Source organism: Fulvimonas soli, assembly GCF_003148905.1.
In the GTDB taxonomy this organism is placed as follows: Bacteria; Pseudomonadota; Gammaproteobacteria; order Xanthomonadales; family Rhodanobacteraceae; genus Fulvimonas; species Fulvimonas soli.
In genome coordinates, this window is record NZ_QGHC01000001.1 from 202382 (window position 1) to 225767 (window position 23386).

A 23386-nucleotide genomic window follows, 5' to 3' on the forward strand; every position below is an offset into this window, starting at 1 on the left:
ACGCCATGCGTATCCGTCGTTTCGTCCCGGGCCGCAAGCACGCGCTGGCCGTCGGTTTCGCGCTGACGCTGGCGGGTGGGTTGTCCGCACCCTTCACCCCGGAAGCCAACGCAGGCGCCGCGCAGATGCTGGCGCTGTCCACCTTGGCGGGTGCCGCCGCGGCCAGCACGGCGGCTCCGCCCGTGGGCGCCGTGGAGCTCAGCCCCACGCCGCCGAACGACACCCAGGCGGTAGCGCCGAACATCGTGGTGACGTTCGACGATTCCGGGTCGATGGCCAATAACTATATGGGCGACAACCGCCCCTACGATTCCGGCAGCTGGTCGGGGCCATGGCGCTGCGCGGGCGTGATCGATCCACGGATCGCCGACTCGAACGACATTCGTTCCAGTGCGATGAACGGTGTCTACTACAACCCCAATGTGATCTATTCGCCACCGAAGAAGGCGGATGGCACGTCGTTCCCCGATGCTGATGCCTCGCTCAAGCGAGTGCCGGAAGACGGCATCGGTGTCAATCGACCCTATAACAAGATAACCCTGGCAAGCACGGGTGGCTACAACAACAATCCCAACGGTGATGTGGACACGTCGGTCGCCACAGACCTGACCGGAACGACCACCACCACTTATCCCAAGATCAAGACGACTTATGTCAGGTTCGGCGACCAAAGTGTCTGCCCGGCCAACGCGGATGCAGGTTCATGTACCACGGCATCTTCCGGTCAAATAAATAAAGGGACCTCCAGGAGGCCGAAATATACCTATGTATACTTCATCAAAAATTATGATGGAAGTACGGGGAGTGGTTTCTCAACGATCTATTATGGCATCAATCTCTCCGTTCAAAATTCAAGTGGAAAGAATTATACGGAGGTCGACGGGGACCAAACCAGCGTCAATACGACTATTACCAGCCAGTACACAACCTGGACCGTAACGGTCGACGATACGACAAAAAGGCCGACCGTCACGGACAATCGCTGGAAGTGCGGCTATGGCAGTTCGCCGATGGATCCGACCCAGACGGGTCCAGACGGCCATGCCTATCCCAATGGGGGCCCGTACTATTACCGCTACAAATCGTCCGCGCCGACGATCACCACGGATTCGTATGGCCGTCCGGACAGCAATGGCCTCGGCAACCTCTACAACAAGGACAACTGGGAGGCCGTGGCGGTCCCCAACACCAACGTGACGATCAACGGCGTGACGGTGAACCAGTGGCAGAACTTCGCCAACTGGTACGCCTACTACCGGACGCGCAACCTGATGACGCGCACGTCGCTTTCGAGAGTGTTTGGCGGGCTGGGTACCGCCACGCCATCGGGGGGGTACGGTAATTCGTTCCGGGTGGCCTGGCAGAACCTGTATACCGGCGACACGTTCCACCTGCAGGACAGCACGATCATTTCCAGCCTCTATGACCTCAACTCGCCGGCGTGCGATCCGAGCTCGGTGAAACCCTCGGACGTGGCGTTGCAGACCACCACGCCTTACAGAACCGAGCCCAACTGCTATCGCAGCGGCTTCTTCAACTGGATTTTCGGGGTCGACGCCACCAGCGACACGCCGGCGCGTGCCGCCGCGATCCGTGCCGGCAAGTTCTTCCAGCGCGGTTACAACGCATCGACCAAAAAGGGCAACACCGGCGCCAGCGGCGATCTGCACGATCCCTATTGGGAGCCGCCGGCGGACAGCACCGCCGACGGTCTGGAACTGGTCTGCCGCCAGAACTTCCACATGCTTGTGACCGACGGCTACTGGAACGAAAGCAGCAATTACACCATCCCCGACATCAAGAACTCGACGGCGAGCACGACCTTGCCGGACGGCACCGAATACTCGAATACGGCGGCCGAGTCGCGCGTGTTCTGGGACGTCCAGGGAAACAGCCAGTACACGCCCTCCCAGGCCGACATCGCCTTCCACTACTGGGCGACCAACCTGCGCCCGGACCTCTACGACTCGGCCAACGGCAAGGTCGTGCCGCCCTACATGCCGGACGCGACCACCGGCGTGGTGTCGGGTGCGACGTCCACCACGCTGGAAAAGTATTTCAACCCCAACAACGACCCGGCCAACTGGCCGCACATGGTCGAGTACATGGTGACGCTGGGCGTGCCAGGCAAGCTTACTTATTCGAGCGACGTGGACTGCAACAAGACCAGCAGCAATGACATCTGCGCTCTACGCCAGGGAAATAGCAATTCCTCTGGCGCCAAAGGTTGGCCCGCTCCCAAGAACAACGATCCGACCGGCATTGACGACACCTGGCACGCCGCCGTCAACAGCCGCGGCGCTTACTTCAATGCCGCCAATCCGCAAGATCTGGTGGACCAGCTGAGCTCGATCCTGACGAACATCAGCGCGCGCAGCGCGCCGGCGACGACGGGAGCCATCAACACATCGGTGCTTACGTCGGGAGCTCTCGGCTTCAATACGGGCTACAGCACGGCCGACTGGACCGGCACGATGCAGGCGGTCACGGTCAATGCCGACGGCACGACTTCCGCTTCCGCGGCGTGGGACGCCGGTTCCATCCTGGACAACAAGGACAAGACGCCGCCTGATGACAGGACCATTCTTACCGCGAAGGAGGACAGCAGCGGCAACTTCGCCGGCGGCGTGGAATTCAAGACATTCGACAGCCTGGACAGCGCCGGCAAGACCTTGCTTGGCGGCACGCCGGCCAGCGTCGACCCGGACAACGACACCGGGCAGACCCGTGTCGAATACCTGCGTGGCGACCGCAGCAAGGAAGGCACGACCTTCCGCGCGCGCAACCATCTGCTCGGCGCGATCATCGGTTCGCAGCCCGTCTACGTGTCCTATCCCGCCAGTGGCTACCGCAACACCTGGCCGTCAGGTTCGCCGGAGCAGAAGGCGATGGCCAATGACGACGCGAACTGCGGCAGCAGCACTCCGTCCACCTGCCACAGCTACGAGTATTTCGTGCAGGATCACCTCAGTCGCAAGGCGGCCGTATACGTGGGCGCGAACGACGGCATGCTGCACGCCTTCGATGCCTCCGAGTACGAGGACACCGACACTACGCCCAGCACTGTCAAGCCGACCGCGGATGCGGGCAAGGAGCTTTTTGCTTACGTGCCGCGCTCGGTCTATGGCAACTTGGGCAACCTGACGGTCAAGAACAACTTCAAGTTCATGCCGACGGTGGACGGGATTCCGGTGACGCGCGACGTGTTCTTCAGCCAGGACACCACCACGCCGGTGGCGACCAGCAAGGGCTGGCACACCATCCTGGTCGGTGGGCTGCGGCTGGGCGGCCGCGGCATATACGCGCTGGACATCACCGATCCGACCGGCATGTCGGCGGGCAAGGTGCTGTGGGAGTTCAATGCCGATCAGCCCGATCAGGGGGCTTGGACCGACGACCTGGGCAACAGCAATCCAGGCGGCAAGCCGTCCGACCTCGGCTATACCTATGGCCAGCCGAACATCGGCCGCCTGGCCAACGGCAAGTGGGTGGTGCTGGTGCCGGTCGGCTATTTCCCGGACTGCAGCAAGGCGCCGTTCACTGCCGCCACCTGTTCCTATCCGGCGGCGGCATCGAACAAGTTCAGCTCGCTGTTCATCCTGGATGCGCAGACCGGCAAGCTGATCCGCGAGATAACGACGCCCGATCCGGACAAGGTGTCCGGCGCAGTAGCCAGCCATGGCCTGGCCACGCCGGTGCTGGGAGACTACAACGACGACCAGATCGACGATGTGGCTTTCGCCGGCGACCTTGACGGCAACCTGTGGCGCTTCGACCTGAGTTCTTCCAAACCGAACTCGTGGAGCGTCTCGCTGGCCTACCAGCCGGCGACCGCCGGCGTGCAGCCGATCACCTCGATGCCGCGCCTGTTCGGCGATCCGGCGACCAACAAGTTCATCGTGGTGTTCGGCACGGGCAAGTACCTGGGAGCCGGCGACAACACCAGCGGCAGCGCGTCGACGCAGGCGGTCTACGGCATCCGCGATCTCGGCAAGACGGTGAAGATCGGCGACTTGGTGCAGCAGACGCTCAGCGAGGCCACCGCCGACGACAACAAGACGGTCGCACGGGGACTGACCAACAATAAGGTGCCGGCCGACAAGGGAGGCTGGTATTTCAATCTTGGGCCGAGTGATTCGTCCAAGGGCGAACGTGTGGTGGTGACGCCGGGCGCCCTGTTCGATACCGGACGCGCGGTGATCCAGACCCTGATCCCGGGTACCAACGATCCCTGCAGCGCCAGCATCCAGGGCGCGGTGATGGTGGTGGATGCGGCCACCGGCGGTTCGGGGGGCGGCTTGACTGGGCCGGCGGTCGCTGCCTGGAAGACAGGCGCTACCTCGGTTGTCGGCGGCCGCGTCAACAATCCACGCACGACCGGCACGGTGCCGCTGGCGACAACGGTCGGCGGTGGTACCGTGCTGATTCCGGGCCTCAAGCTGTCCGGTGGCGACAGCGTGCTGAACATCAACGATGCGGTATGGCGCCGTCGTTCGTGGCGGGAGGTCAACAATGATTGATGTCAGGGGACGGGGAATGAATCGACAGCGCGGTTTCACCCTGGTCGAGCTGATGGTGGTGGTGGTGATCATCGCCATCCTCGCTTCCTTCGCGGTGCCGGCCTACCTGCGCTACGGCATCCGGGCGAGGCGCGTGGACGGGCAGGAGCTGCTGCTGCGCGTGGCCAACGCGCAGGAGCGCTACTACGCGACCAACAACCACTACGGTTCGCTCGACCAGCTCGGCTACACCACGGCCGATTCGCGGCTTTCCGAGAAGAGCTACTACAGCCTGTCGATGGACCCGGCCTCGGACAGCACGTCGGCGCAGGCCTTCACCGCCACTGCCACGCCAGTGGCGGGCGGGCCGCAGGCGAAGGACGACTGCAAGAATCTCACCATCAACAGTGCGGGCGTGAAAGGACAGAGCGGCAGCACGACCAACGGCAGCTGCTGGTGACGGCCATGCATCCCTCCCCGAAGAAAGCGCGCGGCTTCTCCCTGCTGGAACTGATGGTGGCCCTGGCGGTGGCGTCGATCCTGGCGGTGGTCGCCGCGCCCAGCTTCCGCGACATGCTGCGGAGGAACAAGGTGAGCGCGACCAGCAATGCCTTGCTGGCCGACCTGGCCTACGCTCGCAGCGAGGCGATCAATCGGGGCAACATCGTCTCTATCTGCCCCAGTACCGACCAAAAGTCATGCACGTCCAGCAGTACGGCCTACGAGTCGGGATGGATCATCTACACGTACGTGCCTGGCAAGGGCAAGGCCAATACCGCCTATGACAACAGCGACAGCAGCAACATCCTGCTGCGGGCCAGCAACGCGCGCGACAACGTTTCGATCCGGTCCGTGGACAGCACGATCGTGAGCTTCGGCTCCCAGGGGCAGACCCAGCCGTCCAGCAAGCAGTTCAAGTTCGATGTGTGTTTCCTCCCCCCGGGTGTTTCGGGCAGCGGCAGCAGCACGGACAAGGTGCCGGGCGCGATGCTCACGGTGAACGCCTCCGGCAGCGCCAGCTCGAAGTCGTTGCCGGTGCAGACGACCTGCGTGCCGAGCTGAACGTCTCTTCGGGGCGTCATGGGCCAACGAAAAAGGCCACCGCGAGGTGGCCTTCTTCGTCGATTCGATGGTGGGCGGTACAAGGATCGAACTTGTGACACCTGCCGTGTGAAGGCAGTGCTCTACCGCTGAGCTAACCGCCCGCCGGGAGCGCGCAACTATACGGGGTGCCGGTGCGGCGGTCAAGCGGGGTGGCGGGGGCGGTTGCTACAATCCGCGGCCCCCCCGTCCATCAGATGCCGCAGCCATGCACGAAGTCCTGACCTCGTTTCACCTCGTGACCATCACGCCGTGGAAGCTGATCGGCTATCTCGGCACCTTCCTGTTCACCGCGCGCTGGTTCGTGCAGTTCTACGCGACCAGGAAGCAGAAGAAGGTGGTGGTGCCGATGATGTTCTGGTACCTGTCGGTCAGCGGCAGCCTGCTCACGCTGATCTATTTCATCTGGGGCAAGAACGACTCGGTGGGCATCATCCAGACCGCCTTCCCGATGTTCGTGTCGGTCTACAACGTGTTCGCCCATCTGCGCTCGCGCAAGCCGGAGACGGTGGCGCCGGGCGGGCCGGAGGAAAGCTGAGCGGGCGTCCCGGCTGGTCTGGCTGGGTGGCCGGCGGCGGTGTCTCTTGGCCTATCGGCCGTAACGGTGGCGCCGGCCCCTGTCCTGAGGGGATCAGGCGGTGGGTAGCGCGTGTCGTCGCCGTTTTTGATTCGTCATTCCGGCCTGTGCCGGAATGACGGGCGGAGGTCGTGGGCGTATCGGTGGGATCGCAAGAGTGGCCCCTCACCCCGGCCCTCTCCCCGGAGGGGAGAGGGGGCAAGACCCGGCGCAGGGCTGTCGCTTGCGCATCTCCCGCCGTACCGGGAGGGAGGGCGGTTCACTCGGGATCGTAGTCGAGGTTGGGGGCGAGCCAGCGCTCGGCTTCCTCGCGGGTCCAGCCCTTGCGCCGGGCATAGTCCTCGACCTGTTCGCGGGTGACGCGGCCGACCACGAAATACTGGCTGTCCGGGTGCGCGAAGTACCAGCCGGAGACGGCCGCCGCCGGGTACATGGCGAAGCCCTCGGTGAGCTCGATGCCGGCGTTGCGGGTGGCGTCGAGCAGGCGGAACAGGGTGGCCTTCTCGGTGTGGTCGGGGCAGGCGGGGTAGCCGGGCGCGGGGCGGATGCCGCGGTAGCGCTCGGCGATCAGCGCCTCGTTGTCCAGCGCCTCGTCGGGCGCATAGCCCCAGAACTCGCGGCGCACGCGCTCGTGCATGCGTTCGGCGAAGGCTTCGGCGAGGCGGTCGGCCAGGGCCTTGAGGATGATTGCCGAGTAGTCGTCGTGCTCGGCGTGGAAGCGCTCCAGGTGCTGCTCGATGCCCAGGCCGGCGGTGACGGCGAAGCCGCCGATCCAGTCGGGCTTGCCGCTCGTCTTCGGCGCGATGAAGTCGGACAGGCAGAAGTCCGGGCGTTCGGCGGGCTTGTCGGCCTGCTGGCGCAGGTGGTGCAGCACGATTTTTCCCTCTCCCCCTGGGAGAGGGTGCTCCGGAGGGGCGGGTGAGGGCTCGGACGAAGCGTGGCGTTCCGCTCCGACCGAACCCTCGCCCCCGGCCCCTCTCCCGGAGGGAGAGGGGCGTGGTTCGGGGAGCAGCTCGATGTCGTCGCCGACGCTGGCGGCGGGCCAGAAACCGATCGCGGCGCGGGCGGTGAGCCATTTCTCTGCGACGATGCGGTCGAGCATCCTCTGGGCGTCGTTGAATAGCTCGGTCGCCTGTTGGCCGACCACCTCGTCGGCGAGGATGGCGGGGTAGTGGCCGGCCAGCTCCCAGGCCTGGAAGAACGGCGTCCAGTCGATGTATTCGCGCAGCTCGGCCAGGTCGTAGTCGTCGAACACGGTGAGGCCCGGCTTGCGCGGGGCCGGCGGGTCGTAGGCGGCCCAGTCGCAGGTGAAGCGCTGCGCGCGCGCCTTCTCCAGCGGCACCAGGGTCTTGCCGGGGCCGCGGTGGCGGTGGCGCTCGCGGATCTCGGCGTACTCGGCGCGGATCTTCGCCATGAAGCCGTCGACCAGCTCCTTGCTGACCAGCGACTGCGCCACGCCGACCGCGCGCGAGGCATCCTTCACCCACACGGTGGGTGCCTTGTAGTGCGGCTCGATCTTCAGCGCGGTGTGCGCGCGCGAGGTGGTGGCGCCGCCGATCAGCAGCGGGATGCGGAAGTCCTGCCGCTGCATCTCGCGCGCCACCTGGCTCATCTCCTCCAATGAGGGGGTGATGAGGCCGGACAGGCCGATCATGTCGGCGTTCTCCGCGCGCGCGGTGTCGAGGATCTTCTGCGCGGGCACCATCACGCCCAGGTCGATCACCTCGAAGTTGTTGCAGCGGAGCACCACGCCGACGATGTTCTTGCCGATGTCGTGCACGTCGCCCTTGACCGTGGCCATCACGATCTTGCCGTTGCTCCGGCCGGTGTCGCCGGTGCGCGCCTTCTCCGCCTCGATGTAGGGCAGCAGGTAGGCCACCGCCTTCTTCATCACGCGGGCGGACTTGACCACCTGCGGCAGGAACATCTTGCCCGCGCCGAACAGGTCGCCGACGACGTTCATGCCGGCCATCAGCGGGCCCTCGATCACGTCCAGCGGGCGCGCCGACAGCTGGCGCGCAGCCTCGGTGTCCTCCTCCACGTACTGGTCGATGCCGTGCACCAGCGCGTGGGCGAGGCGCTCGTGCACCGGCTTCTCGCGCCAGGCCAGCGTCTCGGCGGCGGCCTCGCCCTTCTTCTTGCGGTAGTTGTCGGCGATCTCCAGCAGGCGCTCGGTGGCGTCCGGGCGACGGTTGAGCACCACGTCCTCGACGCGCTCGCGCAGCAGCGGGTCCAGGTCGTCGTAGATCGCCAGCGCGCCGGCGTTGACGATGCCCATGTCCATGCCCGCGGCGATGGCGTGGTAGAGGAACACCGAGTGGATCGCCTCGCGCACGGTGTCGTTGCCGCGGAAGGAGAACGACACGTTGGAGACGCCGCCGGAGACGTGGCACCACGGGAAGCGCCGCTTCAGCTCGCGGGTGGCCTCGATGAAGTCCACCGCGTAGTTGTCGTGCTCCTCGATGCCGGTGGCGATGGCGAAGATGTTGGGGTCGAAGATGATGTCTTCGGGCGGGAAGTCGAGCTTTCCGGTCAGCAGCGCGTAGGCGCGCGAGCAGATCTCCACCTTGCGCTCGCGGGTGTCGGCCTGGCCCTGCTCGTCGAAGGCCATCACCACCGCGGCGGCGCCGTATTCGAGCACCTTGCGCGCGTGCTCCAGGAAGGCCTCCTCGCCTTCCTTCAGCGAGATCGAGTTGACGATGCCCTTGCCCTGCAGGCAGCGCAGGCCGGCCTCGATCACGCTCCACTTGGACGAGTCCACCATCACCGGCACGCGGGCGATGTCCGGTTCGGCGGCGATCAGGTTGAGGAAGCGGGTCATCGCCGCCTCGGAATCGATCAGCCCCTCGTCCATGTTGACGTCGATGATCTGCGCGCCGTTCTCCACCTGCTGGCGCGCCACCTCGACCGCCTCCTCGTAGCGCTCCTCCTTGATCAGCTTGCGGAACTGCGCCGAGCCGGTGACGTTGGTGCGCTCGCCGACGTTGACGAAGTTCAGTTCCGGCGTGAGGACCAGCGGTTCGAGGCCGGAGAGGCGGGTGTAGCGGGGAAGGCTCATGCGTTCGCTTTGGCTTCCTCTCCCCTCCGGGGAGAGGAATGAGGTGAGGGGGCGGGGCTTGCGGCGGTGCCGATCGAAGCGCGCTCCGGGGGGAGGGTGGCGCAAGAGCGGTCCCTCACCCCGGCCCTCTCCCCGGCGGGGAGAGGGAGCAAGGCGCGTGCGCTTCGCATCATGCCGCTTCGGCGTTGTCCGACGGCAGCGCGCGCGGCGCCACGCCGCGCACCGCCTCGGCGATCGCCGCGATGTGCGCCGGCGTGGTGCCGCAGCAGCCGCCGACCAGGTTGAGCAGGCCGTCGCGGGCGAAGCCGCCGATCACCGCCGCCATCTGCTCCGGCGTCTCGTCGTATTCGCCGAAGGCGTTGGGCAGGCCGGCGTTGGGATGCGTGCTGACGTAGCACTCGGCGATGCTGGCCAGCGTCTGCACGTGCGGGCGCAGGTCGGCCGCGCCCAGCGCGCAGTTGAAGCCCACCGACAGCGGGCGCGCGTGGCGCACGGAGTAATAGAACGCCTCGGCGGTCTGCCCCGACAGCGTGCGGCCGGAGCGGTCGGTGATGGTCCCCGAGATCATCACCGGCAGCCGCGCGCCGCGCGCGCGGAACAGTTCGCTGAGCGCGAACAGCGCGGCCTTGGCGTTGAGCGTGTCGAAGATGGTCTCGACCATGATCAGGTCCGCGCCGCCGTCGATCAGGCCGCTTGCCGATTCGGTGTAGTTGGCCGCCAGCTCGCCGAAGCTCACGTTGCGGAAGCCGGGGTCGTTGACGTCGGGCGAGAGCGAGGCGGTGCGGCTGGTGGGGCCGAGCACGCCGATCGAGAAGCGCGGCTTGTGCGGCGTGCGCGCCGTCATCGCGTCGCAGGCCTCGCGCGCCACCTGCGCGCCGGCCCTGTTCAGCTCGTAGGCCAGGTGCTCCAGGTGGTAGTCGGCCTGGCTGATGCGGGTGGAGTTGAAGGTGTTGGTCTCGACCAGGTCGGCGCCGGCCTCCAGGTAGGCCTCGTGCACGCCGCGGATGATCGCCGGCTGGGTCAGCGTGAGCAGGTCGTTGTTGCCCTTGAGGTCGCAGCCGGGGTGGTCGTGGTGCGCTGCATGCTCGCCGTCGCGGCCGTGCTCGAAGCGCTCGCCGCGGAAGCTCGCCTCGTCGAGGCGGTGGCCCTGCAGCATGGTGCCCATGCCGCCGTCGAGGACCAGGATGCGCTCGCGCAGCGCCGCCTCGATCAGCGCGACACGTTCGGGATGCAGCCAGGGCAGTTGGCTCATGGCGGTGTCCTCTATCTCTTCTTCTGCGCCAGCAGGCTGATGACCTCGAAGTGCGGCGCCTTGCGCTCGCGGCTGAGGCGGGTGCAGCTGAGCACGTCGAGCCCGGCGGCCCTGGCATGGCCTTCCAGCTCGGCCTGGGAGAAGCCCAGGTTGCGGTGGTCGAAGGGTTCCACCACGGCGCGGTGGCTGTGCTTGCCCAGGGTCACCGCGAGCAGGCGGCCGCCGCCGCGCAGCAGGCGCGCGGCCTCGGCCACCGCCCTGGCGGGCTGCTCGGCGTAGGTCAGTGCGTGCAGCATCAGCACCAGGTCGAAGCGGCGCCGGCCCAGCTCCAGCGCGTGCATGTCGCCCTGGCGCACCTCGACGTTGGGGAAGGGCTTGAGCCGCCGCGCGGCGGCCTCGACCACGCGCTCGCTGGAATCCACGCAGACGATCGAGCGCGCGTGCGGCGCCAGCAGCTCGGCGGTGACGCCGTCGCCGGAGGCGATGTCCAGCACGTCGCCGGTCTCCAGCAATTGCAGCAGGGCGCGCGCCAGGGTCTCCCAGGTGCGGCCCGGCGAGTAATGGCGCTCCATGTCGCCGGCCACGGTGTCGGCCCAGCCGGCTTCCCTGGCGCGCTGCGCCAGCACGCCGGGCAGGCGGTCGGCGTCCTCGCGCAGCAGGGCGTCGTCGATGCTCTCGCGCAGCGAGCGGAGCAGCGCATGCTGGTGCTCGTCGCCCTCGTTGTTGGCGCGGTAGTAGGCCGAGACGCCGGCGCGGCGGTCGCGCACCAGCCCGGCCTCCTTGAGCTTGGCCAGGTGGGTGGACACGCGCGGCTGCGCCAGGCGCAGCACCGCGGCCAGCTCGGCCACGGTCAGCTCCTCGCGCTCGAGCAGGGCCAGCAGGCGCACCCGGGTGGGGTCGGCCAGCAGGCGCAGCACGCTGGAGGCGTTCGCCAGGTCCATTGTGCATCCATTTATCGCGATATAGAGATAAACAGACTAGGCGGCGCGGTGGCGGGCGTCAAGGCTCGGCGTGGCGGCACCGCTCCTGCGAAGGCGGGAATCCATGGCGGGACCATGATGAAAGGCGCACTGGATTCCCGCTTTCGCGGGAATGACGCCGGTGAGAGCGGGCGGGAGGGATGGCCGGGTCTTGCGCCGAGACGAAGCGCGCGTGCGCGAACATCGGCGTCCTTGCTGCGTCCGCACAAGGGGGCCGGGCGCGCCCCGCTAAAATAGGCGGCTTGCCCATCCCCACGGAGTACCCCGATGGATTTCAGCTTCACCGAAGACCAGCTGTCGATCCAGGCCATCGCGCGCGATTTCGCGCAGAAGCGCATCGCGCCGGTCGCGGCCGAACTGGACGCCAGGGGCGAGTTCCCGCTGGAGAACATCCGTGAGATGGGCCAGCTCGGCCTGATGGGCATCGAGGTGCCGCACGAGTACGGCGGCGCCGGCATGGATCCGATCGCCTACGTGCTGGCGATGATCGAGATCGCCGCCGCGGACGCGGCCACCGCCACCATCATGTCGGTGAACAACTCGCTGTTCTGCAACGGCATCCTCAAGCACGGCACGGAGGAGCAGAAGCAGAAGTACGTGCGCGCGATCGCCCAGGGCGAGGCGATCGGCGCCTACGCGCTGACCGAGCCGCAGTCCGGCTCCGACGCCTCGGCGATGCACACCCGCGCCAGCCGCAACGCGGACGGCGACTGGGTGATCAACGGCAAGAAGAGCTGGATCACCTCCGGCCCGGTGGCGCGCTACATCGTGCTGTTCGCCATCACCACGCCGGGCGTCGGCGCCAGGGGCGTGTCGGCCTTCCTCATCGACACGCAGCGGCCGGGCTTCCACGCCGGCAAGACCGAGCCCAAGCTGGGCATCCGCGCCTCGGCCACCTGCGAGATCGAGTTCAACGACTACGTGTGCCCGAAGGAGGACATGCTCGGGCCGGAGGGCAAGGGCTTCGCCATCGCCATGGGCGTGCTCGACGCCGGCCGCATCGGCATCGCCTCGCAGGCGGTGGGCATCGCGCGCGCGGCCTACGAGGCCACGCTGCAGTGGTCGCGCGACCGCAAGGCGTTCGGCCACCCGATCGGCACGTTCCAGATGACCCAGGCGAAGATCGCCGACATGAAGTGCAAGCTCGACGCCGCCACGCTGCTGACCCTGCGCGCGGCCTGGGCCAAGGGCCAGGCGGAGAGGAACGGCGGGCGCTTCGGCACCGAGGCGTCGATCGCCAAGCTGGTGGCCTCCGAGGCGGCGATGTGGATCACCCACCAGGCGGTACAGATCCACGGCGGCATGGGCTACTCGAAGGAGATGCCGCTGGAGCGCTACTTCCGCGATGCCAAGATCACCGAGATCTACGAGGGCACCAGCGAGATCCAGCGCATCGTGATCGCGCGCAACGAGACCGGCCTGCGCTGATGCTCCTGCGCCCTCTCCCCGCCGGGGAGAGGGCCGGGGTGAGGGGGCGCCCTGGCCGTAGGCTCGGTTGCAACCTGCTGCCGCCATTCCCGCGCAAGCGGGAATCCATTGCCGACTGGGAAGCAAGCGGCGCGATGGGTTCCCGCTTGCGCGGGAATGACGTCGCGGGAGAGTGGGGCAAGCTTGGTGCGCGAGGTTGGAGTGGCCCGCGATGCTCCTGCTCCCTCTCCCCTCCGGGGAGAGGTTGGGGTGAGGGGACGCCCTGGCCGCAAACTTCGTTGCGGCCCCACCGTTGTCCGCGCGCAAGCGCGAACCATCATGCGCTTTCCCACGAAGCCCAGAATGGATTCCCGCTTGCGCGGGAATGACGCCGTGGGAGGACGGCAACCCCTATGGCAGGGCTGGAGCGGTCGGTGGAAGGGAGAAGCGGGTAGGCGCAGTTGCACGAAGCATGGAGCGCCCCTGAGCTGGCCGTGGAGGCGTGAGGTAGGCACGCGGGAGTGCAGGCCGATTCGCGGAAGCACGGGCGGGCCGGGAAGCGTGACGCGAGGCGAAAAAAGCCCGAGCCATCCGGCTCGGGCTTTCTTGTTTCCCGGGGACCGGGGCGGCCCCTCACCCCGGCCCTCGCCCCGGCGGGGAGAGGGAGTTTCGGCGGCGCTCAGTGGCCGCGGCGCGGGTCGGAATCGAACGCGCGCATGTCGCCGCCGGTGGCCGGCTGCGGCTTGCCGTCGCCGTCGAGCTTGTCGCCCAGCAGGCGGCGCACCACCACGTAGAACACCGGGATCAGCAGCAGGCCCAGGAAGGTGGCGAACAGCATGCCGCCGATCACGCCGGTGCCGATCGCGTGGCGGGCGTTGGCGCCCGCGCCCGTCGAGATGAACAGCGGGAACACGCCCAGGATGAACGCCAGCGAGGTCATCAGGATCGGGCGCAGGCGCAGGCGGGCCGCCTCGATCACGCCCTCGCGCAGCGTCCTGCCGTGCTGCTGCTGCTCCACCGCGAACTCCACGATCAGGATGGCGTTCTTCGCCGCCAGGCCGATCACGGTGATCAGGCCGATCTTGAAGTACAGGTCGTTGGGCAGCCCGCGCAGCAGGGCGAACACCACCGCGCCGAGGAAGCCCAGCGGCACCACCAGCAGCACCGCCACCGGGATCGACCAGCTCTCGTACAGCGCCGAGAGGCACAGGAACACGATCACGATGGACAGCACCAGCAGCAGCGTGGCCGCGTTGCCGGACAGGATCTCCTGGTAGGACTGGCCGGTCCAGTCGAAGCCGAAGCCGTGCGGCAGGTCGTTCTCCACGATCTTCTGCATCTCGTTCATCGCCTCGCCCGAGGCGTGGCCGGGCGAGGGCGAGCCGACGATCTCCACCGCCGAGTAGCCGTTGTAGCGGGTCAGCGAGGGCGAGGCCACCTGCCAGTCCGCGTGCACCACGGTGGACAGCGGGATCATCGCCGGCGTGCCGTCGGCGTTGGCCTGCGTGCCGCTCGGCGTGTAGAAGTGCTGCAGCGCGTCCGGTCCCATGCGGTAGGGCGCGTCCGCCTGCAGCATCACGCGCTTGATGCGGCCGCCGTAGGAGAAGTCGTTGACGTACACCGGCGCCAGCATCAGCTGGATCGCGTTGTAGATGTCGCCCACCGACAGGCCCATCGACTGCGCCTGCACGCGGTCCACCGAGAGCTGCAGCTGCGGGGCGTCCTCCAGCGTGTTCGGGCGCACGCCGGTCAGCACCGGGTCCTGGCTGGCCTTGCCCAGCAGCAGGTTGCGCGCCTGGGTCAGCGCCTCGCGCCCGGCGCCGCCGCGGTCCTGCAGGTACATGTCGAAGCCGCCGAACTGGCCCAGGCCCTGCACCGTCGGCAGGTTCACCACGAAGATCTGCGCGTCGCGGATGCCCTGCAGGGCGCCGTTGGCGCGCTGGATGAATTCCGCCGCGGTGGCCGAGCGCGCGTCCCAGTCCTTCAGGCGGATGAAGTTCATGCCGACGTTCTCGCCCTGGCCCAGGAAGCTGAAGCCGGTGATCTGCAGCACGCCGTCCACCGCGTCGTCCTTCTTCAGGACCTCGCGCATCTGCTCCATCACCGCCTTGGTGCGCTGGAGGGTGGCGCCCGGGGGCAGCTGCACCACGGCGAGCGCGTAGCCCTGGTCCTCCTCGGGCAGGAAGCTGCCGGGCAGGCGGGTGAACAGGAAGCCGCCGAGCGCCGCGATCAGCACGAACATGACCATCCAGCGCGGCGCGTGGCGCACCGCCGAGCCGATGTGGCCGGTGTAGGTGCGGGTGATCCAGCCGAACAGGTCGTTGAACTTGCGGAAGACCACGTTCTTCGGCTGGTGGTGCACCGGCACCAGGAAGCTGGCGCACAGCGCGGGCGTGAACGACAGCGCGAGGAACGCGGAGAAGCCCATCGACACCGCGATGGTCAGCGCGAACTGCTTGTAGATCACGCCGGTGGCGCCCGGCTGCAGCGCCGAGGGCACGAACACCGCCGCCAGCACCACGGTGATCGCCACCACCGCGCCGGTGATCTGGCCCATCGCCTTGCGCGTGGCCTCCTTCGGCGGCAGGTTCTCCTCGGTCATGATGCGCTCGACGTTCTCGATCACCACGATCGCGTCGTCCACCACGATGCCGATGGCCAGCACCATGCCGAACAGGGTCAGCTGGTTGATGGTGAAGCCCAGCGGCAGCATGCCGAGGAAGGTGCCCAGCAGGGCCACCGGGATCACCAGGGTGGGGATGATGGTGGCGCGGATGTTCTGCAGGAACAGCAGCATCACCAGGAACACCAGGATGATCGCCTCGACCAGCGTGTGCACCACCTCGTTGATGGAGATCTTCACGAAGGTGGTGCTGTCGTACGGGCTGAACCAGCTCACGTCCTGCGGGAAGGTCGGCGCCAGCTCGTCCATCTTGCTGCGCACCGCGGTGGCCACGTCCAGCGCGTTGGCGCCGGGCAGCAGCTGGATCGCGAAGGCGGCGATCGGCTTGCCGTCCCACTCGGTGTCGAAGCCGTAGTTGTTGGGGCCGAACGCCACGCGGCCGACGTCGGACAGCTTGACCGTGGTGCCGTCGGGGTTGGCGCGCAGGATGATCTGCTCGAACTGCTCGGGCGTGGTGAAGCGGCCCTCCGCCGAGACGGTGGCGTTGAAGCCCTGGCCGGGCAGCGCGGGGTCGCCGCCCAGCGAGCCGGCGGCGAACTGCACGTTCTGCGCCTGGATCGCCGCCATCACCTGGGTGGCCGAGAGGTTGTAGCCCTGCAGCTTGTCCGGGTCGAGCCAGATGCGCATGGCGTACTCGGAGCCGAACTGCTGGGTGCTGCCCACGCCCGGCACGCGCGAGATCTGGTCCAGCACCTGCGAGGCGACGATGTCGTTGAGGTGGTTGCGGTCGATCGCCGGGTTGTCCGACTTCAGCGCCACCACCATCAGGAAGCCGGCGTTGGCCTTGGCCACCACCACGCCCTGCTGGGTCACCTCGGTGGGCAGGCGCGGGGTGGCCAGCGCCACCTTGTTCTGCACCTGCACCTGGGCGATGTCGGGGTTGGTGCCGGTCTCGAAGGTCAGCGTGATGCTGGCGCGGCCGGTGGAGCTGGAGGAGGAGCTGAAGTACAGCAGGTGGTCGATGCCGGTGAGCTGCTGCTCGATCACCTGGGTGACGGTCTTCTCCGTGGTGTCGGCGCTGGCGCCGGGGTAGGTGGCGTTGACCACCACCTGCGGCGGGGCGATCGAGGGGTAGGACTCCACGCCCATGTTGAGCACCGCCAGCACGCCGCCGAGGGTGATCAGGATGGCCACCACCCAGGCGAAGATCGGGCGGTCGATGAAGAAACTAGGCATGTCGTCGCTCCGTCACTTCGTGCCGGCCGCGGCCGGTCCCTGCGCGCTGGCGCCGCCTGCGCCCGGCTGCCACGGCGTGGCCTTGGCCGGCGCGCCGGCCTTGACCTTCTGCAGGCCGGAGACGACCACGCGGTCGCCCGCCTTGAGGCCGCCGGTGACCACCCAGTCGGTGCCGCGCGTGCCGCCGATGACCACGTCGCTGCGCGCCACCTTGCCGTCGGCGCCGACCACCATCGCGTAGGCGCCGGCGGTGTCGCGCAGCACCGCCTGCTGCGGCACCAGGAACACCTTGTGCTGCTCGCCGAGGTCGGCCTTGATGGTGACGTACATGCCCGGCAGCAGCGTGTGGTCCGGGTTGGGGACCTGCGCGCGCAGGTTCACCGCGCCGGTGGCCGGGTTCACCGTGGTGTCGGAGAAGTCCAGCGTGCCCGGCCGCGGGTAGGCCTGGCCGCCGGGCAGGGCGATCTGCACGCCGGTCTTGTCCGGCGGCGCGAGCGTCACGTTGCCCTTGGTCTGCGCCGCGCGCAGCTGCGCGAGCTCGGCGGCGCTCAGGGTGAAGTTGACGTAGAGCGGGTCGATCTGGTCCACCGTGGTGAGCAGGGTGGCCTCGCCCTGGCCGACCAGCGCGCCCTCGGTCACCTGCTGCTGGCCGGCGCGGCCGTCGATCGGCGAGGTGACGTTGGCGTAGCCCAGGTTGATGCGCGCGGACTGCACGCTGGCGCGCGCCTGCTGCACCGCGGCCGCGGCGGTGCGCTCGGTGGCCAGCGCGTTGTCCAGGTCGGCCTTGGAGACGTAGCCCTTCGGCGCCAGCTCGCGCGCGCGCTGCGCGTTGACCCTGGCGTTGGCGTAGCTGGCCTCGGCCTGCGCCAGGCTGCCCTGGGCGGCATCCAGCGCGGCCTTGAGCGGCGCCGGGTCGATCTGGAACAGCACCTGGCCCTGCTTCACGTCGCTGCCCTCGGCATAGGTGCGCTTGAGCAGCACGCCGGCCACGCGGGCGCGCACGTCGGCGCTGCGGAAGGGCGACAGGCGGCCCACCAGTTCCTTGCTCAGCGGCGCGTCCTGCGGCTGCAGCGTGATCACGCCGACTTCCGGCGGCGGCATCTGCGGCGGACCCTGGTCCTTGCCTTTGCCGCAGGCGGCCAGTGCGAGCAGGCCTAGGCACAGTGCGGGGGTGCGCAGTGTCGTGGGCTTCATGGGGGCTCCGGGTGTTCTTATGCGTTATTGGGAAGGGGGCGGGCGCGGGACCGCGGACGGCGGCCCGCCAGCATGGGCCGGCCGGGCCGTGCGGTCCCAGTGCCATTTCTCCCGGGCCGGCGGACCTGCCGGTCGGGAACGGGACTGTACTCGCCAGTTTATATTTTGATCGGCGCCGCGGTCCAGTGCTCTGGCAGCTTTCCGGGCGCGCCGCGCCGCCCTCCGGCCCGACGGCGAAGCGCCTCCCGCGCATCGTGCACAGTGCGCGCGACGGTCGCGTGGACGCGCGCGCATCGGTCGTCCCGATCATCCCGCACGCCGCGCGATGGCGTAAACGGAGCCTGACGACGCGCCTGCGTGCGGGCGCGAATTGCTGCATCGCCGATGGCATCGCCTGGGGGCGAGGCGTATCCTTTTCAGGCTTTGCGCTTCACCTCGTCTCCACTGCATACCCAGATGCCATGAATGCCATTCGAGCGACCAGCGACAGCCCGATCCCGTCTGTTGTCTTCGAGGAACTGAAAAAGAGCGGCTTCCCGACCCAGCGCCTTGATGAGGCGCAATTTTTTATCAGCGCCTTTTTCGCGCGGATGAGCGCGAGCGACATGCAGATGCACGCGCCCGCGGTGTGGGCCGCGCAGATCGCCGACCTGCTCGACTTCATGCAGCAGCGCCAGCCCGGCCGCGCCGGCGTGCGCGTGGTCAATCCGCCGGCGGAGCGGAACGGGCACAGCGTGATCGAGGTGGTCACCGACGACATGCCGTTCCTGGTCGACACGGTCACCATGCTGGCCTCGGCGGAGCTGCAGATCCACGCGGTGATCCATCCGGTGGTGAAGGTGCAGCGCGACGCCGACGGGCGGCTGCGCAGGCTGGGCGACGAGGAGGGCGCGGCCGAGTCGGTGATGCACTTCGAGGTGGACCGCATCGCCGACGAGGCGGGGCTGGCCAGGCTGCGGGCGCAGGTGGAGGACGCGCTGGAGGACGTGCGCCTGGCGGTGCGCGACTGGGCGGCGATGCGCGGGCGCGCGCAGGCGATCGCCGACGAGCTGCCGCAGCGCCAACCGCCGCTGGAGCCGTCGGCCGCCCGCGAGGCCAGCGAGTTCCTGCGCTGGCTCGCCGCCGACAACTTCACCTTCCTCGGCTACCGCGAGTACGAGGTGGTCGGGTCCGACGGCGACCAGGTGCTGCGCGCGCAGGAGGGCACCGGCCTGGGCATCCTGCACGGCGGCGAGCGCTCGCTCGCGCCGCGCTCGCTGCGCACGCTGGCGGCCAGCCAGCTGCCGCAGTCGGGCGCCACCGACGCGATCATCCTGACCAAGACCAACGCGCGCTCGCACGTGCACCGGCCGGGCCACATGGACTACGTCGGCGTGCTGCGCTTCGACGCCAGCGGCCGGCCGGTGGCCGAGCAGCGCTTCCTCGGCCTGTTCACCTCCAGCGCCTACATGGCGCGCCCGCAGGACGTGCCGCTGGTGCGGCAGAAGGTGGAGACGGTGCTGGCGCGTTCGGGCCTGAAGCGCGACTCCTATTCCGGCAAGTCGCTGCGCCACATCCTGGAGACGCTGCCGCGCGACGAGCTGTTCCAGGGCAGCGAGGACGAGCTGTACGACATCGCGCTGGGCATCCTGGAGCTGCGCCAGCGCGCGCGCACCCGGCTGTTCGTGCGCGCCGACCGCTACGGCCGCTTCTTCACCTGCCTGGTGTTCGTGCCGCGCGAGCGCTTCAACACCACGGTGCGCGAGCGCATCGAGCGGCTGCTCGGCGAGGCGCTGCACGGCGAGCACGTCGATTCCTCCGTGCTGCTGGGCGAGGCCGCGCTGGCGCGCCTGTACGTGGTGGTGCGCCCGAAGATCGGCGACCGCCCGGCCTACGACGTGGCCGCGCTGGAGCAGGGCGTGGCCGGCATCGTGCGCAATTGGCAGGACGGCCTGCGCGAGAACCTGGTCAACGCGCTGGGCGAGGCGCAGGGCGTGGCGCTGTTCAACCGCTTCGGCCGCCTGCTGCCGGCCGGCTACGTCGAGGAGGTGTCGCCGGAGGACGCCGCCGCCGACGTGCGCGCGCTGGCCGCGCTGAAGGGCGAGGAGGCGATCCACCTCAAGCTCTACCGCGGCGGGCAGGGCGACCTGCGCTTCAAGGTGATCCACTTCGGCGCGCCGATCCCGCTGTCCGAGGCGCTGCCGATGCTGGAGAACATGGGCGTGCGGATGCTGGCCGAGCACGTCTACACGCTGGAGAGCGAGGGCCGCGAGCTGACCATCCACGACTTCGAGCTGAAGCCGAAGGCGGCCCTCGCGTTCGACGTGATGGCGCTGGGCGGGCGCTTCGAGCGCGCCTTCGAGGCGCTGTGGCGCGGCCAGGCCGAGAGCGACGGCTTCAACAACCTGGTGCTCGCCGCGCAGATCGACTGGCGCCAGGTCGCCATGCTGCGCGGCTACTGCAAGTACCTGCTGCAGACCGGCGTGGCCTTCTCGCAGTCCTACATGGAGGACGCGCTCAACCGCTACCCGGCGATCGCCGGCCTGCTGGTGGAGCTGTTCCTGGCCAAGTTCGACCCGCGCCGCGAGAGCCTGTCGGCCGACGAGCGCAAGGCCGCCGGCGCGGCGCTCGCCGCCGAGATGGCCGCGCTGATCCCGGCCGCACTGCAGCAGGCCCAGCCGGGCCTGATCGACGGCCTGGTGGCCGCGCTGTCGCTGCCGCGCGCGGAGCAGGCGCAGCGCATCGAGGAGGCCATCGGCCTGCTGCTGGAGAACGTGGCCAGCCTCGACGACGACCGCATCCTGCGCAGCTTCAAGGCGCTGATCCGCGCCACCCTGCGCACCAGCTTCTTCCAGAAGTGGGACGGCCAGCACCGGCCCTACATCAGCTACAAGTTCGACTCGCACCAGGTGCCGGACCTGCCCAAGCCGGTGCCGTACCGCGAGATCTTCGTCTACGCGCCGCGCGTGGAGGGCATCCACCTGCGCTTCGGCGCGGTGGCGCGCGGCGGCCTGCGCTGGTCCGACCGCCGCGAGGACTTCCGCACCGAGGTGCTGGGCCTGGTCAAGGCGCAGATGGTGAAGAACACCGTGATCGTGCCGGTGGGTTCCAAGGGCGGCTTCTACGTCAAGCGCCCGCCGGCCGGCGGCGACCGCGACGCGCAGCTGGCCGAGGGCATCGCCTGCTACCGCATGTTCATCAGCGGCCTGCTCGACATCACCGACAACCTGATCGAGGGCAAGGTGGTGCCGCCGCACGACCTGGTGCGCCACGACGCCGACGACCCGTACCTGGTGGTGGCGGCCGACAAGGGCACCGCCACCTTCTCCGACATCGCCAACGCCATCTCCATCGAGCACGGCTTCTGGCTGGGCGACGCCTTCGCCTCGGGCGGCTCCAACGGCTACGACCACAAGGCCATGGGCATCACCGCCAAGGGCGCGTGGGAGTCGGTCAAGCGTCACTTCCGCGCGCTGGGCCGCGACAGCCAGGGCCAGGACTTCACCTGCGTGGGCATCGGCGACATGTCCGGCGACGTGTTCGGCAACGGCATGCTGCTGTCCCGGCACATCCGGCTGGTGGCGGCGTTCGACCATCGCCACATCTTCCTCGACCCCAACCCGGACGCGGCCAGGTCCTTCGCCGAGCGCGAGCGCATGTTCAGGCTGCCGCGCTCGTCCTGGGAGGACTACGACAAGTCGCTGATCTCCGAGGGCGGCGGCGTGTACCCGCGCAGCGCCAAGTTCATCCCGGTGTCGCCGCAGGTGCGCGCGGCGCTGGGCATCAAGGGCGACGTCACCCAGCTGCCGCCGAGCGAGCTGCTGAGCGCGATCCTCAGGGCGCCGGTGGACCTGCTGTGGAACGGCGGCATCGGCACCTACGTGAAGGCCAGCAGCGAGACGCACGCGGACGTGGGCGACCGCGCCAACAACGCGCTGCGCGTCAACGGCGCGGAGCTGCGCTGCAAGGTGGTGGGCGAGGGCGGCAACCTGGGCTTCACCCAGAAGGGCCGCATCGAGGCCGCGCAGCACGGCGTGCTGCTCAACACCGACTTCATCGACAACTCCGCCGGCGTGGACACCTCCGACCACGAGGTGAACATCAAGATCCTGCTCGGCGACGCCGTGCAGCGCGGCGAGCTGAGCACCGAGCAGCGCAACCAGCTGCTGGCCAGCATGACCGGCGAGGTGGCGCAGCTGGTGCTGTGGGACAACTACCGGCAGAACCAGGCGATCACCCTGATGGAGCGCCAGTCGGTCAAGCGCATCGGCTCGATGGCGCACTTCATCCGCACGCTGGAGGCGGAGGGCCTGCTCGACCGCCAGGTGGAGAACCTGCCCGGCGAGGCCGAGCTGGCCGAGCGCAAGACGCGCGGCCAGGGCCTGACCCGGCCGGAGCTGGCGGTGCTGCTGTCCTACGACAAGATCAAGCTGTACCAGCAGCTGCTCGACTCCGACGTGCCGGAGGACCCGTACCTGTCCAAGGAGCTGGTGCGCTACTTCCCCGAGCCGCTGCACGGCAAGTACGCCGAGCACATGCAGCGGCACCGGCTCAAGCGCGAGATCATCGCCACCGCGGTGACCAACTCGACGATCAACCGCATGGGCGCCACCTTCATGATGCGCATGCAGGAGGACACCGGGCAGGGGCCGGCGGCGATCGCCAAGGCCTACACCGCGGCGCGCGAGATCCTCGACGCGCGCGAGCTGTGGGGCGAGATCGAGGCGCTGGACGGCCAGGTGGCCGAGAGCACCCAGCTCGACGCCGTGCTGCAGATCTGGAGCCTGCTGCGGCACATGACGCGCTGGCTGCTCAACCGCCCCGGCGGCACGCTGGACATCGCCGCCAACGTGGAGCGCTACCAGGCGCAGGTGAGCGAGCTGCGCAAGGCGCTGCCCGCCGCGCTCACGCCCACCGGCAAGGGCGACTTCGAGTCCAGCCAGGAGAAGTGGGAGGGCCTGGGCGTGCCCGCCGAGCTGTCGGTGCGGCTGGCCCGCCTGCCGGAGCTGCGCGCCGCGCTGGACATGGTGGAGGTGGCCCAGCAGAGCGGCCAGCCGATCGCCCGCGTGGCCGGCGTGTTCTACGAGCTGGCCGAGGCGCTGGACCTGGAGTGGCTGCGCGACCAGATCGAGGCGTTGCCGGTGGAGGGCCACTGGCACGCGCAGGCGCGCGGCTCGCTGCTGGACGAGCTCAACCACCAGCACCGCGCGCTGGCGCTGCAGGTGCTGTCGCTGCCGGGCGCGGACAAGGCCGCCTCGCCGGTGCAGGCGTGGCTGGAACGCGACGATCCCACGCTCCGGCATACGCGCAGCATGCTGGCGGAGATCCTCACGCAGAATGCGGACTACCCGATCGCCTCGGTGGCGGTGCGCCGGCTGGCGCAGCTGGCGCAGGTGCCGGTGGGCTGAGGGGCTGGTGCTTGGCTGAAGCGTTGCGTGGCCCTGCTTGTCGCGCCCTCTCCCCTGCGGGGAGAGGGCCGG

General features: G+C 68.6%; 11 protein-coding genes and 1 tRNA gene. 6 read left to right on the plus strand and 6 right to left on the minus strand.

Annotation, left to right across the window (positions count from 1 at the left end):
* Positions 1 to 5 precede the first annotated feature (5 nt).
* The 3 genes from C7456_RS00930 to C7456_RS00940 are packed head-to-tail and all read left to right on the plus strand — an operon-like array spanning position 6 to position 5561.
* Entirely contained in the window at positions 6 to 4520 is a 4515-nt protein-coding gene (locus tag C7456_RS00930; protein ID WP_109721897.1) for a pilus assembly protein, read from the plus strand.
* A 16-nt stretch (positions 4521 to 4536) separates the two neighbouring features.
* Positions 4537 to 4959: a type IV pilin protein gene (locus tag C7456_RS00935; protein ID WP_109721898.1), complete on the plus strand. Its 423-nt coding sequence runs from the start codon at positions 4537 to 4539 to the stop codon at positions 4957 to 4959.
* Positions 4960 to 4964: 5 nt separating this feature from the next.
* Positions 4965 to 5561, plus strand: coding sequence for a GspH/FimT family pseudopilin (locus C7456_RS00940; RefSeq protein ID WP_109722109.1), 597 nt, complete (start codon positions 4965 to 4967; stop codon positions 5559 to 5561).
* 68 nt (positions 5562 to 5629) lie between these two features.
* Here the strand turns inward: C7456_RS00940 and C7456_RS00945 are convergent.
* Positions 5630 to 5704: transfer RNA gene (locus tag C7456_RS00945), tRNA-Val, on the minus strand.
* Between the two features lie 104 nt (positions 5705 to 5808).
* On the opposite strand from C7456_RS00945, the gene C7456_RS00950 reads away from it, so the two are divergent.
* On the plus strand, positions 5809 to 6138 hold the full coding sequence (locus tag C7456_RS00950; RefSeq protein WP_109721899.1) for a lipid-A-disaccharide synthase N-terminal domain-containing protein: 330 nt from the start codon (positions 5809 to 5811) through the stop codon (positions 6136 to 6138).
* 298 nt (positions 6139 to 6436) lie between these two features.
* Here C7456_RS00950 and metH read toward each other — a convergent pair whose 3' ends face one another.
* From metH to C7456_RS00965, 3 genes are all read right to left on the minus strand, one after another.
* A complete protein-coding gene (gene metH / locus C7456_RS00955; RefSeq protein ID WP_109721900.1) occupies positions 6437 to 9235 on the minus strand; it encodes a methionine synthase in 2799 nt (932 codons plus the stop codon).
* A 169-nt stretch (positions 9236 to 9404) separates the two neighbouring features.
* Positions 9405 to 10487 carry a homocysteine S-methyltransferase family protein gene (locus tag C7456_RS00960; RefSeq protein WP_109721901.1) on the minus strand — a complete coding sequence of 361 codons (1083 nt, stop codon included), beginning with the start codon at positions 10485 to 10487 and terminating at the stop codon, positions 9405 to 9407.
* An 11-nt stretch (positions 10488 to 10498) separates the two neighbouring features.
* Positions 10499 to 11428: a metalloregulator ArsR/SmtB family transcription factor gene (locus C7456_RS00965; RefSeq protein ID WP_109721902.1), complete on the minus strand. Its 930-nt coding sequence runs from the start codon at positions 11426 to 11428 to the stop codon at positions 10499 to 10501.
* Positions 11429 to 11734: 306 nt separating this feature from the next.
* On the opposite strand from C7456_RS00965, the gene C7456_RS00970 reads away from it, so the two are divergent.
* Entirely contained in the window at positions 11735 to 12895 is a 1161-nt protein-coding gene (locus tag C7456_RS00970) for an acyl-CoA dehydrogenase family protein (RefSeq protein ID WP_109721903.1), read from the plus strand.
* A gap of 658 nt (positions 12896 to 13553) precedes the next feature.
* On the opposite strand, the gene C7456_RS00975 is transcribed toward C7456_RS00970, so the two are convergent.
* Together C7456_RS00975 and C7456_RS00980 are read right to left on the minus strand one after the other, a co-directional pair.
* Positions 13554 to 16733: an efflux RND transporter permease subunit gene (locus C7456_RS00975; protein WP_109721904.1), complete on the minus strand. Its 3180-nt coding sequence runs from the start codon at positions 16731 to 16733 to the stop codon at positions 13554 to 13556.
* Positions 16734 to 16745: 12 nt separating this feature from the next.
* A complete protein-coding gene (locus tag C7456_RS00980) occupies positions 16746 to 17927 on the minus strand; it encodes an efflux RND transporter periplasmic adaptor subunit (protein WP_109721905.1) in 1182 nt (393 codons plus the stop codon).
* A gap of 461 nt (positions 17928 to 18388) precedes the next feature.
* Between C7456_RS00980 and C7456_RS00985 the strand changes: the two genes are divergently transcribed.
* Positions 18389 to 23314: an NAD-glutamate dehydrogenase gene (locus tag C7456_RS00985; RefSeq protein ID WP_109721906.1), complete on the plus strand. Its 4926-nt coding sequence runs from the start codon at positions 18389 to 18391 to the stop codon at positions 23312 to 23314.
* The last annotated feature ends 72 nt before the right edge of the window (positions 23315 to 23386 follow it).